The sequence below is a fragment of the Leucobacter sp. CX169 genome (genome assembly GCF_017161405.1).
Classification (GTDB): domain Bacteria; phylum Actinomycetota; class Actinomycetes; order Actinomycetales; family Microbacteriaceae; genus Cx-87.
In genome coordinates, this window is sequence record NZ_CP071051.1 from 108,303 (window position 1) to 124,500 (window position 16,198).

The 16,198-nt window shown below is 66.5% G+C and carries 1 protein-coding gene; it reads left to right on the forward strand.

What is annotated here, in order from left to right:
• The first annotated feature begins 33 nt into the window (after positions 1-33).
• On the forward strand, positions 34-16,173 hold the full coding sequence (locus tag JW030_RS00550) for an SdrD B-like domain-containing protein (protein WP_188045890.1): 16,140 nt from the start codon (positions 34-36) through the stop codon (positions 16,171-16,173).
• Positions 16,174-16,198: the final 25 nt, after the last annotated feature.

Genomic DNA, 16,198 nt, shown 5'->3' on the forward strand with positions numbered 1-16,198 from the left:
GTATTGCTCGCGCTGGCCGATGTCGCAGGAAGTATGACTGCGATTCCAGCGGCACAGGCCGCGGATACGCCGGGCATCACCCTCAACGGCACGGTAGACGAGGGTGACCCCGGGTACCTGAACTCGAAGTCGATCGTGCTGTCCTCGGGCAACGAGACCCGGGTGAACTACCGGCTCGTGCCCGGCTATGCGTCGGGAAACGCAACCGGTGTGCAGGTCAAGATCTTCCTGCCCTCGCTCGAGTACGTGAATGGCGAGTACCAGGTCGTCAGCCGAGACCGGGCCCCCAGCCCGCTCGGCGTGCAGGGCCGCGTGAGCGCAGGCGGCGGCTGGAACGTGCTGTCTGACACGACGGTCCAGGGCGGACCGATCGTCATGGAGTACATCGGCGACCTGGGCGCCGGCGTGAACCCCGCGTTCGACATCTTCCTGACGACCTACAACGACCAGACGGACGGGCCTTACGGTGGCGTGCCCGAGGGCACCCGGTTCGAACTGGGCGGCGCCGTCTCGTACGAGATGTTCAACCGGGTCCCGGGCTCCTCGTGGGAGACCCCGAACCAGCTGGACGACGAGTCGCGAGTCTCCGTCATCTCGTCTGATTTGCGCTGGGAATCCAACATCCAGGCGCACCTGCCGGCCGGGGGCACGGACTCCGTGCCGATCTGGGACCGCTATCAGTACGTCGACTACCTCTACTCGATCACCAACACCTCGACGAACGTCGCGTCGAACATCGACGGCTACTCGGTCACGTTTGACATCGACTCGACCGACAGCAACGTCAACGGGATCATCCCGTTCGACATCAATCGCTGGAAGTACATCGAGGGCGGTGCGCCCGTGCCCAACGGCGACCGAGAGGACACCTCGGGCCAGTTCGTCGGAGTCCCGGGTGAGGGCGGCGTGCTGATCTACGACGCGACCGACTGGGACGGCGTGAGCGAGCTCACGGAAGAGATTCCGTACACCTACTCGGGCACCGGCATGATCACGATCGATCGTGAGCACGGCGCGAACAAGCAGGAGCTCACCCCCGCGGGGGCCGCCGGCCCGACCGAGCGGAAGTTCGTGATCTCCCTGCCCCTGAGTCGGCAGGGCTTCCCGAACCCGCCCGCGATGTTCAAGGTGGCCGCGATCACCAACATCCTCTTCGCCCAGACGGCGAACTGGTCGAAGACCCGGATCGTCGAGCGCGAGATTGTCGTCCCGACGTACGAGTTCTCGTTCACGCACACGACGCAACAGGACGAGGTCGTCTACGGCTACGAGACGTTCAACGAGATCGCGAATCTCCGCAACGGCTCCAACGCGCCGACCTTCGACCCCTCGGTGCGCTACGAGGTGGACGAAGATTTCCTCCTTGACCGGGTCACCTACGAGTTTGACGAGGCGCACCTTTCGAGCTTTGAGCGGGCTGAGGTCACCTACTCGTACGTCGACGCGAACACGGGCGACACCGTCACCGAGGGGCTCGAGGCCACCGCGCTCGCGCGCGATGACGCCACGGGCGTCGTGACGCTGACCTTCGACGTGTCGCGCCTGCAGCGCCTGGACTGGGACCACACGCTCTCGTTCAGCCTGGTCGACCGGGTCGAGCCCGGCGCGAGCCTGCCGCTGACCATCAAGGTCTTCGGCGAGCCGGTGCGGGTGGGCGTCATGACCGCCACGGCGACCGCGATCTTCACCGAGCGGATCGCGAGCAACAACGACTTCGGCGAGGAGACGACCTACACCGAGGTGCAGCACGAGACCGCGCTCGACGCGAGCTTCACCGTGATCTACCCGGATGAGGTCGTTCCCGACTTCCAGGTGGACATCAACTCCCAGGGCGACCACGCCACGGTGCCGTTTGAGTCTGTGGCGCTGATCGACTTCCTCTTCGGCGTCAACAATACGACCGCCGAGAACTCGACCACCACCCTCACCCTGAACACGAAGAGCGCGGTGCTCACTGAGGCTGAACTGACGCTGAAGGCCGCGCTGTTTGCGCAGGGGGAGAACCTTCGCGTCTCGGTAGCGACGCTCGACGGCGATGTCGAGAAGCTTGACCTGACGAGCTACGCGGGAAGCGGTGACTTCACGGTCGCCCTGCCCCAACGAGTGGCGACGGTCACCATTGACACCGACGCGCTCACCTCGGACGGCGTCGCAAACTTCGCCTCCGTCTCGGCGAAGGTGGGCCACAAACTCACAAAGCAGCACCTCGTGACCGGCGACATTCGGACCTACCAGCCTCGGCCGTACGACCAGGACACGACCGCGGAAGCAATCGGGACCATCGACATCCAGCTGCCGAACGAGCTCGTCCCCGCGGTCGACGTGATCGGCGTCTACGGCACGCTCGCGACGCGAAAGACCACCCACGTCGGCTACGAGTCGACCTTCCAGGCCGAGTTCCAGCTCGACACGCTGGGCGTGAACTCCCCAGAGTCCGAGTACGTCATCGATCTGCTCGCGCCGACCAAGTCCGGCGCGCTCGCGTTTGGCAAGATCGCGCTGCAGGCGGCGTACCTGGACAACGTCACCGACCCCGCGATCACGTTCGTCGATGCGAAGGGCAAGACGCAGCGGTTCACCGCGCCCGAGGTGGCCACGGCTGAGGTCACCCTGACGGACATCGCGAAGATCGTCGTCTCCGGCACCAATCTCAGCCTGCAGGGCCCGCAGACCATCGCCCTTGTCGAGTACGACGCGGACATCGAGATCGGGTCTTCGCAGACCGTCCGCGCCACCTTCACGGGCACGCAGGAGGCGCCGTACGAGGACGAGAAGTCGGCGACACAGAAGAACCAGATCACGGTGCGCGAGACCCAGACCAAGGTCAAGGTCGAGGGCGTGAACCAGGTGACGCAGCCGGTCGGCGCCGGGAACACCTACTCGGTCGACATCTACCGCTGGTGGGGCAAGGGGTCCACCTACAACACGCAGGACTCCACGCTCGATCAGGGCTACAAGTCGCTCGGCGGGTTCACCTCGACGCTCACGAGGCCCACCGAGACCTTCGACAACAACAACCAACGCGTGAGCGTGGACGTCGAGCTGCCCTACGAGCACTTCGACCTCTACTACCTCAAGATCCGGGAGGACATGCGCGAGTATGTCGACTCGGTGGACGTCTACCGGATGGTCGACGGCAAGGAAGTGCTCTGGAAGACGGTGCCCGGCAGCGACTGGGTCAACAACTCCGCCGAGGGCGCAGGCTTCTGGCGCATCGGCACCGCGCGCCCGGACATTCTCGACCAGGAGATGTACGCGAGCTACCCCGGCGTTGCGGGAGTGAGCAATCACCCGTACTACAAGGAAGCCTGGGATCAGGACGTCCGTCCCGACGCTCCCGTGTCGCGCGTCGTCATCACGCTTGAGTTCACGCGAGAGGGCAACGATGCCGTCCCCCAGATGGCCGGCGTGCAGAACGACGTCGTCGAGTACATGGGCCGCTTCCACTCGTCATCAGTGGGCGGCAAGCAGCCGACCGACCTCACCGCGACCGACACGATGGGCCTCGGCACTGAGCTGACGCGGACGGACCGTGCCAGCATCAACTCCCTGGTCGCCTACCCGTTCGCGCAGACCAAGACCGGCGCGAACGACAACACTTCGCTCGCGAACAAGGTCATCACGATGGGCTCGGTGGGCGAGTACCTCGCGAGCATTTGGAACGCCAACACGACGAACTGGAGCTACTACTCGGGCCACGGGCCCGACGTGTACTCGCCCGCCGCCACCGAGTACGACGAGTGGCTGGGCCTCTACGACCCCGCGTCGTTCCATGACGAGCTCGTATACGAGTTCGTGTACCCGGCCAGCCCGAAAGACAACGGCGTCTACAACCTCAAGGCGACGCACGTCGCCATCGCGAACACGAGCACACTGCAGTACCTCACCGGTGTGCGGGTGCTCGGCGAGAACGGGAAGACCGTCGAGATCTCGTTCGGGGCTGAGCTGACCGACACCGCTCGCTTCGATTACGACAACTCGCTCGCGGCGGGCATCCACGACGACGGCGACGGAAGCTTCACTGTGTCGTTCGGCGAGGACGGCGTCTTCCCCGAGAAGTTCGAGGGCATCTTCCGCCAGGTCTCCGGCTTCGGTGAGCGCACCGCCGAGATCGACGGCGCGGTCGCCGACACCCTCGGCGCCTCGCTCGCCGAGGTCGACGTCCGCGTCGGCGGGGTCGTGAACGGCAACCAGGCCCTGAAGGGCACGACGAACCTGTACCGGGTGCCTGACGACACGCAGAAGAAGACGCTGCTGCACTCGACGAGCGCGACCCTGACCGGCTACACGCCCAAGCTCGGCGCCTCGCTCGACATGCAATTCGACAGTGTCAAGGTCTACGACTACCAGGCCGACGGCGTCACCCCCAATACCTCTCGGGTGGTGGCGGGGATCGCGAACTCCTCCGAGGCCGACATCAAGGACCTCGTCCTGAACGTCAAGCCGGACGCGAACTTCCGCTCGCAGCTGGTCGAGATCCCTGAGGACATCTTCGCGGGCGACTGGTCGGTCGACTCGGTGGTCGTCTCCCAGGGTGCGCAGCACACCCCGATCGCGCTCGACGAGTTCACGCTCAACGAGGCGACGCGCAACTACGAGTTCGACCTGCGGGCGCTGTTCGCCGACGGCACGCTGACGACCCAGGAGGTCGCGGTGACGCTCGGCGGCGAGGCCACGCTGCTCAAGCAGCACGTGGACAACATCGCGGTCGCCTTCGTCCCGAAGGACGACACCGTCGGGCTGTGGGGCTCGCTGACCCGGGCGGGGTCCGAGGTCCCGCTCCCGACGCGCATGCGCGACGGCGGAGACGTCTTTGTCACGGGCGTGTGGGTCGACGAGGACGAGCACGGCTCGAACTGGAACTCGAAGCCCAGCTTTGTTTCCGAGCGCAGCAAGGGCAGCAACGAGCAGGTCATGCACCACAGCTCGTTCAACGCGAATGCCACGGTGACCTCGTACAACCCGATCTTCGCCTCGGCGGGCGGAGGCAACGCCGGCGCGAAGCCGACGCTGACGCACGCCAGCCCGACGAGTTCCCTCGCCCCGCGCATCTACACGCGGGTCGCGCGCCTGCAGACCCACGCCGTGCATCTGCAGAACGACTTCTCGAAGGCAGACGCGACGCACCTGTTCTACGACGCCGACACCGGCGCACAGATCAACTTTGCCAACATCGCGGTGGGCGACACCACCAAAGTGCTCTACGAGCTGCGCAACGTGGGCGTGACCGCGACGGACAACGCGGGGGCAGGATCCCTGCCCGTCTTTCGCCCGCAGGCGCACATCGAGGCGCCCGCGTTCATGGAAATCTCCTCGGTCGAGGCCACGTCGGCATACCTGTTGGGTGACCCGAACCGCGGGGCGATCATCGGCGAAGGCCCCAACGCGGCCGTCGACGTGCCGGCCGAGCAGGTGGCGGTCGACACGCGCAACCCCAAGCGCACCGACGTCACGTTCGACCTGACGCTGAACGACGGCGAGTCTGTGTTCTTCCTCGTCGAGTACACCGCGACAAACGATGCGGGCGCGGGGCTGGGCGCCACGCAGGGCAAGACCCTGCAGTGGAACACCTACGCGCGGCCGGCCTATGCCCACCACTTCATGAGCTACAACAGCGACGGAGCGAACGGCAACCGGGTGACCGGCACGACCGCGGCAGTGAACTTCGACGGGGACAGCTTCGCCGAGCAGCTCGGCCGGGTCCACAACACGCTCTACCGCTACGCCGACCCGAACCAGCTCGTCATCGAGAGCCGCTTCGACACCGAGAACGTCTCGGGCCAGGACATGACCCTGACGGTCAAGAACATCCGCAACGAGATCCTGCACGACAACACGCGCCTCGACCTGTTCGTGACGCTCGACAAGAGCGCGCTCTCCGGGTTTGAGCTGACGGGCTTCCCTGCCCCGACCTATCCCGCGGGCTTTGCGGGCGAGTTCGCGGCGCCGAAGGTGTCCTTCTTGGACGCCGGCGGCAAGTGGATCGCCGCCGAGGCGTTCGACGCGTCGGTGCACACGCTGCGCGAGGTCAACCAGCTCCGCGTCGACTACGGCACCGTCCCGGCGCTGGGCGACGCCGCGACGGTGTTCGAGGCCCCGAGCTTCCAGGTTCCGGGTATCGGGCACTGGAAGACCGCGGGATCGCAGTCGACGAAGTCGTATGTCATCTCCTCGCAGGCGACTACCCAGCTGACCCACCAGGATCCTGCCGGATCGCCGGTCGCGGAATACACGTACCGCAGCGAGGCGTCATCGACCGCGTGGAAGGCCATCCCGACGGTCGAGTTCAACCTGCAGTCGTTCGACAGCGCAGCCGAGGCCCGGGCGCCTTACAACGGCGCGGCGCTGGGCAAGACCGGCTACCGTCCGGGCGACCAGATTCACTACCGGGTGACCGCGAAGAATCACACCACGTTCCAGGGCACGGCCACCAACACGCCCTACGGCAAGGCGCCGCTCACGCACCCCGTGATCTTCGACAAGATCCCGGAGTACCTGCATGCCGAGCTGTTGCAGTACGTCAGTGACGGGATGCTGGACGTCACGGCGGCCACCGCGGCCGGAGCCCTCGAGATCCGCGTGCTCGACGCCGCGGGGAACCCCCGCCCCTTCGTGCAGCCCACCGCGACGGTGCGCACCGAGACCGGGCTCGACGTCGCAGGCGCGCAGACGTTCGCGAACGACCGCCACAACGACGGCTGGGGGCGCCTTTCGAGTGCGGAACCCGCCAACACCAAGGTCAACCCCGCGAACGAGATCAGCTTCGAGGTGATCACCTATTCGTTCAGTGCCGACAGCCTCGGTCGCGGCGAGCAGATCGAGATTGTCTACGCGGCGACGGCCCGCGATGCGGGCCTGCCGGTCGCCAAGTACCCGAACGGCACGTCGGTCTTCGCGCCGCTCTTTGGCTGGTACGGCAGCAACGTTCCCGTGGCGAACACCGCGCAGAACGTCGCGATGGACATGGCGACGCTCCTCCACGACGCCGGCATTTCGGGTGACCGCGGCCACGAGATGACCGCGGCAGAGTTCCTCTCGAACTCCTTCTCATGGCAGCCGGGCGGGAACGAGCAGCGACGCGACGCGAGCAGTTCCTCGGGCTCGTACACGCAAGCCACCTACTACGACGCGTCGGCGAACGCGCAGAAGTCGCACACGGCGCACCTGCGTGAGACGGCCACGAACGACCTGTACGTCTCGTTCGCCTCGGCCGCGCTCGACGAGAACTTCGGCTACGCGACCAAGGCGCGCGTGAACGACGGCGCGGTCACGTCCGGTGGCCGCATCCTCTGGACCCAGGACGGCATGCAGCTCAACCGCGCCTGGCTGTACGGCGCGAGCGAGATGGTTCCCGACACCCAGCGCGGCGCCTGGGGCGTCGACAACGCGAACTTCTACGAGCACGATGGGTCGCTGAACTCCTCCAACCGGCATCGCTTGGGCTACACGCCCTATGTCGAGGACGACTACACCTACGCCGTGCAGCTGCACGAGGAGTTCACGGTGCGGCTGCACGCCGCAAACCTGGGTGACCGCGCAATCACCAGCGGCCTCGAGTACACCGAGATCCTGCCCCTGGGCATCAGCCCGTTTGATGCCGAGGGGAACCTCCTCGGCATCACGGCGTTCGATGCCGCGGGCGCCGCGCTCGGCAGCACCGTCGAAATCGTGCAGACGCCCGACGACGACCAGGGCTTCCGCGCCCCGGCGCAGTCCCAAGAGGCCGGCACGTACGCGGCGGACACCCGCGACGACATGCTCCCGTACGTCGTCAAGGTGACGGTTGCCAGCCCGGTCACGAGCCTGTTCCACTCGGCGGGCACGAGCCAGGACGCCCAGGCGCAGCGCGTGGACATTCGCGTCCGCGTCGCCGAGGAGCTGCCCCCGACGGCCGGTGATATCTCGTACTGGCACGACGAGCTCACGCTCACGAGTGTCGCCGAGGAGCCGTTCCTCGAGATCTACAGCGAGCAGTACGGCGCGTTCAACCGCGCCATCGGCACCTACAACCAGGCGCGGTTCCCGAACGACGGCATGCCGCAGGGCATCAAGGTCAACGACCTCTTGTACGACTTCGGAAGCTACAGCTCGTATTTCTCGGTCGAGCCCTGGGGCACCTACATTCGCGGACTGAACGCGCAGGCGACCAAGGTCGAGCGGGACGGCAAGCCCGCCCTGGCCACCGGCGACCAGATCGCGATGCGTAAGCCCACGCTGCGCGTATGGAGCGGCGCGACGAAGGACTCGTATAGCGACGCCTACGACTCCACCATTCAGGACTTCGCAGTCGACCTCTACGAAGAGTTCACCATCAACTCGACCGTCGAGAACCAGCAGCTCGAGGTGCTCGGCGAGTACAACCGCGTGAACAGCGGCTACAACTACTACTCGGGCGACAACTTCAACGACGACATCTGGAAGAACGCCCCCCAGACCATCGGCGGGGCCCGCGGATCGTGGTTCGAGCCGACGGTGTCGGTCGCGCTGCCGTACGGCGTCGCGCCGGTGCTCAAGGACGGTTCGTACGCCCGGTATGACGCGAAGCTCGCGGACCTGCAGCAGGTCACCTTCGCCGCCTCTGTGAACGCCGTGACCTACCAGTCCTCGGTGCCCGCCCGGGACGTCGCCGAGTACTTCGCCGTCGAGGTGGAGCTCGTGGAGGACGCGCTCGGCAAGCGCTTCGTCCTGCACTTCACCGCCGATGGTGACCGCGCCGTCGACGTTGCATACGGCGAGTCGCTCGTGATCTCGCCCCGCGTGGTCACCATCGACACCCCGACGTTCGGGGCCGACACCGACGACAGCCGCTACACCGAGGTGCTGACGTTCGCCGGTACGAAGCGGCCGGTCTTCAACCCGATCGTGTCTGATCGCTACACGACGGGCTCGACCCCCTCGCTCAGCGCGCGCGACCAGGGCGTCTCTGCCGCCCCGAACAACGTGAAGTCCGCGAACGGGCTCTCCATCACGGTGAACGACCGCGCCCGGCGCGACTCTACGAGCACCTGGAGCAAGAACGTCGGCGCGCTCAAGATCACCGAGCGGCTGATCTCGGCGACCCAGCATTACGCCGACGATACGGACATCGTGCTGAACGGCGGCGTCGGCTGGACGGAGAAGGCCCAGGCGTTGACCCCGGACGGCCTCGCCACCAAGCACGACAAGCGCGGCGCCTATGGCGGCACCCTGCTCAACCTCAAGAAGCCGTCGATCACGAACACCGCGAAGGCGGCGACCTTCGCGGACGGGGCCGAGCAGGATCTGGTCCAGGTCGACGCGGCCGGCAAGTACTGGTACGTCACCGAGGTGAAGAACGAGCCGACGAGCGCGGCCGACCCGTACGAGGAGATCAAGACCGCAGGCGACGTGCACAACTCGCGCTTCGTGCTCACGCAGTTTGTGACGAGCTTTGCCGAGGCGACCGGCGAGGTCCGCATCAAGCTGGGTGACCAGGTGTACGATCGCGACGCGTTCGAGGCCATGGGGTACTCGGTGAAGCGGATGACCCCGGGCGAACTCGCGGCTGATGCGCACCGCAACCGCATCCAGTGGGTCGTGACGACCCCGCCGAACGAGCGCGGCACCTCCGGGCAGCTGCGCTCGGGCGAGAGCTTCAAGGTGCTCTACGAGGTGCAGCTCGTGGACGGCTACGCGGACAATGTCGCGTCGCAGGACGACGTCTGGAGCGCGGACGAGCTGATTGCCGACTCGTATGTCTCGCTCATCTCTGACGACGTGAGCCTGATCCCGGCGGGCGGCCCGCAGCGGGCAGAAGACTTCATCGTGCAGTCCCTGAAGTCGATGAAGTACCACACTCACGCGTCGGACACGGGCGCGCAGTCCGACATCGACAGCAACGGCGACCTCGCGGGCATCTACGCTGCCGACACGGTCGAGATCGAGATCCTGAAGCCGAGGGCCCAGGTGCGCATCAACACCACGCGGCCGCGCATCGCCTACTCGAATGGGATGTCCGGGGACACGTACTTCAACTCCTCGGACACGATCGAGTACCTGATCACGCACGCGAAGAACACGGGATCCGGCCTGAAAGAGCTCGTGATCGAGAATGTCTTGCCGACCGACGAATCGAATGACTCGACCGTCTCCGTCAGCAATCAAGAGATCGCCACGAGCACGCGCTACGTCACGTCCGGCGCGTGGGCGCTGCCGCAGGCGATGCTCGACCGGCTCGCGGCGAACGGGACGAGCGTGGACGAGGCGTTCAAGACGTACGTCTACGTGTCCGACGAGCTCGCGGAAGACGGGTACGAGGCCGGAGGCTGGGAACTCTTGAACCCCGGCGGCACCTCGATCCTGACCAATGAACGCTTCGACATTCCCACGTCGGAGCAGGCGGGCCAGCGGAAGATTCGCGTGGTGGTCAAGGCGCTCGACCCGAGCAACTACCTGGTTCCCCAGGGCACCCGCCTCGACATCGACGCGGACCCGGTGGCCGACGGCTCGCAGTCGGTCCTCGACACGGACCCGACGAATCAGAGCACCACGCAGTATCCGGCCTCGGTGACGGATAACGCCATCGCCTTCGGCGTGCGCATCTCCTCGAACGCCAAGTCGACCCTGTTCGTCTACGGCACCGCGCAGGTGTGGGGCAACTACGTGGGGACAAGTGTGTCAAAGCTCGCGCAGAGCGAGACCCGGTCGTACCTGACGCCGTCGCGCCCGGTCGTGAACGTGAACTACGACGCGCTCTACTACCGCAGCGATTCGACGAAGCCGACGGAACAGCGATTTGGCTGGTCCGACGTCACTGCCATCGCGCCCAAGTCCTCGCCGCACCTGAAGTTCAGCGGCGAGTTCATCAACGCCGACGACACCATGTGGTCGCGCGACGAAGACAACACGTACGCCGAGGACACGCTCGTCGACCCCTTCGTCACCTTCCAGCTCCCGGCCGTGATGGAGTCCGGCGCGGACTTTACCTACGTACCGCGCGACCAGATCACGCAGGATCACCCCCTCAGCGACGAGCACCGCTCGCGGTACTCGCTGACGGACAAGGAGAACAACCTGTGGACGTGGAAGCTGCTGCGGGCCGACGGAACCGAGGCAAGCCCGGACTCGCATCTCACGCACACCAAGATCTACTCGGGGCCGTGGGCCGGCTTTGACCGGAACGTGGTGTCGGTGTGGTTCGACGGGAGCGTCTTCCCCGGCGACAAGATCGTGGTCGAGTTCATCGGCTCGGTCGATGCGTACTCGCCTGGCGCGGACGCGGAGGACCTCCGGTCTCGCGCGATGGTCACCAACAACACCGGCCTGCTGCACCCGCTGAACTCGCAGCAGAACTCGGGCAACCGCCTCGGGTACTCCACTGACAGCAACGACTTCAACGACAACCGCCTGTTGAACGACCGGCTGGTGTTCTCGGAGAAGTCGCTCTTCCAGTACGAGACCTACGACAACTTTGGCAAGCGCAAGGTGGCCTACTCCGACCTGAACCGGGCAGGAACCGTCGCGCCGGAGCTGACCCCCGTCCGTCAGGGGGGCGAGTTCGCGTTCGAGGTCTCGGTGGACAACTCGAAGGAGGCGGGGGACCGGGCGTACCCGTACCCGATCCTGTACGACGTGCTGCCGTTCGTGAAGGACACGTCGATCACCAATGCGGGCATCGCGCGGGACTCGCAGTACTCGGCCTGGCTCCGGCCAGACAGCCTGAAGCTCGAGCGCGAGGGCGCCGACAAGAAGACGTACGGCGCGGGTGAATACACCGCGTACGTCGGCCCGTTCACGAAGCGGGGCGGAGAGATCGTGCAGACCGACCTGGTGCCCCACGCCGAGGCCGCGAGCGAGTCGTTCTATGACGCGCTCGGCCTGCCGGGCATCCCCTCGGCGACGCGCGACAAGTACTTCGTCAAGCTGAGCGAACTCCAGAATGATTCGGCGCTGCTGCAGCAGGCGAAGAGCCTGCTCGTGCTCTTCAACAACCCCGCCGAACAGCTCCCCGGCCAGAACAAGCTCAAGCTCACCTATTCCATGCAGGCCCCGCACAACGCCCCGGCGTACCTCGAGCAGTTCGACGAGCCCGAGAAGAAGGCCGCGTCGTCGCTCTGGAACTCGTTCGTGGCGACGCAGCGCGTCAGCCGGTTCATCCCGCAGGAGTCGAACAATGCGGGCGTCGTCGTGACGGAGAAGCAGGAAAACGTCTACCTCGGCAACTACGTGTGGAATGACGTGAACTACAACGGCGAGCAGGATGAGGGGGATCCCTACGTCGACGAGAACGGGCGCACGCACCTGTCGCCGTCGCAGGACCTGAACTTTGACGGCGAGGTCGACGACCCGGGAATCAACGGTGTGCGGGTGACGTTGCTCACGGCTGCGGGCTACAACGTTGACGCGCTCGGTAACCCGATCCACCAGGCGGGCGGCGACTGGGTCGTCGTCGACGAGGCGACGGGGGAGTCCGTGCTGGACGAGGTCTTCGCGAAGCCCATCCCCTCCGAGGGCCCACTCGTCACCGCTACCGAGTCGGACATCCACGGCAACGCCGGGTACTACACCTTCTCGAACATCACGCCGGGCGACTACCGGGTGATGCACGAGTTCCCGAGGGAGTACGACAGGTTCCTCGCGACGACCGCCGAGGTGTTCCAGGGTGCCGGGGTCCAGAACTTCGCCCCCGGCGCCGCGCTCGACATCCCGGCTGCGGTCGATGGCTCGGCGTTCGTGACGATCACCGAACCGGCCCGCGTTGACACGCAGACTACCGACGCCGAGCGCATGAGCTTCGACATCGGGGTGGCGGAAACCATCCTGGTCGGCGGCACCGTCTTCGCGGAGGACATCGCGACCCTCGACGGCTACCAGGCCGGTCCGACCGAGACCGGGATTCCGGGGTATCACGTCACGCTGAAGCGCCCGAACGGCGAAACCGCGGTCGACGTCTACGGCGACCCCATGGTGCAGGTCACCGATGCGGAAGGGAAGTACTCCTTCGCGCTACTCCCGGTGGATCGCCAGTACACCGTCGAGGTGACGGACGAGAACGACGGGTTCAACACCGAGCGCCTGGTGTCGCCCTTCGTGCACCACGCCGACCCGTTCGCCGAGGCGAACGACAACGACGGCGTGAACGAGAAGGGTACGAAGATCGTGAAGACGGGCGCCCTCCACTTCGACCTCGAGGGGCTCTTCCGGTCGCAGTTCGCGGACCGCGACTCGGTGAGCCTGGGCTTCTACGAGAAGACCACCTACGGCGTCATCGGCAACCGGGTGTTCGACGATCTGGACCGGGACGGCGTGCAGGACGCGGGCGAGCCCGGGCTTGCGGGCCAGGAGCTGCAGCTCGAGCAGTACACGCGCTCCGGCGACGAGTGGGTGCGTACCGAGTTCGCGCGTTCTGCGGTGTCGAACGCGGACGGGTACTACTACTTCACGCAGGTCCCGAGCATGCTCTACGCGGACGGTCAGCCGGTCGAGACCCGGTACCAGGTGGTCGCCAAGAACCTGCTGACGGGGTACACCTTCGCGCCGACGAACGCGTTCCTGGCGGCGGCGGTCGCCGGCACGCAGGCAAACGAGGTGGACTCGGACTTCTTCCCGAACGGGACGATGCACGGCGCGTCCCCGGTGGGCGAGCACCTGATCAGCGTCGTCGAGATTGACGAGGGCACCGGGGTCGTCTTCGGCGTGACCGACAACACCGTCGACCTCGGCCTCGTGCGGCACGCGCTTTCATCGCTTTCGGGCGAGGTCTTCTTCTTGGACAGCGATCGCGACGGCGTGCAGAACGACCACGCCGCGCCAGCGGAGAAGTACACCGCGACGCTCGAGGTGAGGGTCGGAGACGCGTGGGTCGATGCCCGCCAGGACGCCGGCGGCCGCATGATCGAGCCCGCCCAGGCGCAGGACTCGGACGTCGTCATGCAGCATGTGGGGGCAGCGTCGTACCGCTTCAATAACCTCCACATCATCGATAGCATCGCGCTGCAGCCGTACGAGTACCGCGTGCGCGTCACGTCGATTCCGCTCTGGCAGGACGTCACGGTGCTGCACGCGGGGGACGACCCGACGCTCGACAACGACTTCGCCCTGGCGGCGCGCGATATCGCCCACACGGCGGTGTCCGACAGCCGGATCCTGGGAGAGCTCCAGAACGAGCTGCTCCCGATCCAGACCTTTGTGGGTGTGGACGCCGAGCACGTCGACCTGGGGCTGTTCGGCCTCGCGACGCAGGCCACGATCGGCGACTTCGTCTGGGATGATCGGAACCGGGACGGCGTGCAGGACGCGGGAGAACCCGGGATCCCGGATCTCCGTGTGGTGCTCAACCGCGTGGTCGACGGCGAGCTCGTCGTCGCCGCCGAGACGCAGACCGACGCCGACGGCGCGTACGCGTTCGTGGCCGATGTCGCCGACCAGGACCCCGCGAGCGCCCGGTTCAACCAGCCGCACGTGTATGTGGTCGAGTTTGACCTGACGTCCCGCCAGACGCTCTCTGCGTTCAAGGCGGGGGACGACGCGAAGAACTCGAAGTTCAGGAACCTCGTCTCGGGGGGCGTGGCGCTGTACGGCCACAGCATCGCCGACCCGGCGCACGCCGCGGTCTCGGAGGAGTTCACACTCGTGTCGGGTGACGCGAACGGGTACGCGCAGTACGGCAGCGTGGCTGACACCGACCGGGTCGATGGCGGCGTCGTCGTGCACGACTCGATCCGGGTGCTCGGCGACACCGTCTACGAGGACACGAACGTCGACGGCGTGCAGGATCCTGCCGAGCCCGGAATCGCGGGCCTTGCGGTCTCGCTCTTCCAGCTCAACCGGGACACCGGCCTCTGGGAGGCGCACGAGGACGCGGATGGGCACGCCTCGGTGACCACCGACGCCGACGGTCGGTACGAGTTCTCCGTCGAGGTCGCGGATCTCGATAAGGGCTCGGCGCACTACCGTCTCGCCGAGGAGTACCGCGTGCTCATCACGGCGCCGGCGAACCTCCGACTCGTGGAGATCGGCAACGTGTTCTTCCCGACGGGGCGAAGCGACGTGGACGGCATCCCGGTGCCACAGCCGCGAAGCTCGGTCCTCACCGGGGCGATCACCCTGGTCGATTCCGATGCCGAGGGCGTTGTGCTGGGTTCGGCGCGCGACGTGCGCACGGCCGACGCCGGGTTCGCGGTCTTCGCTGACGCTGTCACCATCGGCGGTCGAATGTGGGACGACGCCGACGCGAACGGCCTGCAGGACGAGGGCGAAACCGGCATCGCCGGTCGCACCGTCGCCCTGTGGGAACGCGTGGGCGCCGACTGGGTGCAGGTCGAGGACCTGGCCGGCCACGACACGACGCAAACCGACGCGGAGGGCAACTACAGCTTCACCGTGAGCCCGACGCACTACGACGAGGGCGAGGCGAACTTCCTCGCGCCGCGGGAGTACCGCGTCTCCGCCGTGCGCGAGGGCTACCAGGTCTGGTCGCCGCTCAACGCGGGCGACGACCACGCGCTCGATAGCGACCTCATCGCGGCGGATCCCGGCTCGGGCGAGACCCACACCGGCGTCACACACGGGTTCTCGATCGTCGACCACGACGGGACGATTATCGATGTGACCTCGGTGCGAGACGACCTGCAGATGGACATCGGCCTGCAAGCCTTCGCCCACGAGGCGATCGTCGGCGGCACCATCTGGGATGACGCAAACGAGGACGGCGCGCAGCAGGCGGGCGAGGGCGTGCTCGCGGGCCAGACGGTGACGCTCTGGGAGCTCGTGGAGGGCGAGTGGCAGATCGCCACCGATGCCCGCGGCAACTCGTCGCAGCTCACCGACGCGGACGGGGCGTACGAATTCGCGGTGTCCCCGACGGACTACGACGAGCACTCGGACGGGTACCTCCTGCCGCGCGAGTACCGTACCGCGGTTGCGGTTCCCGGGGGCTACCTCCTGAGCAGCGGGAGCACGACCGCGTCGCTCGAGGGCGAGCGGGCGGTGTCGCAGAGCGCGCAGATTACGACGCTCGACGACGCGGGCAGCGTGGACATCTCCACCGTGCAGAGCGATCGCACGCTGAGCTTCCCGTTCGTGAAGGTCGCGCTGGCGTTCACCGGTTCGAGCTTCGCGCTGGGATGGGTCGCGGTCTTGATCCTGCTCGGCCTCGTCGTCGTGTTCGCTGGAGTGCGACGCCAGCGCTCGCCGCACGCTCGGAAGACATCATGAGAGAAGGGGCGGCGATGACTGATCG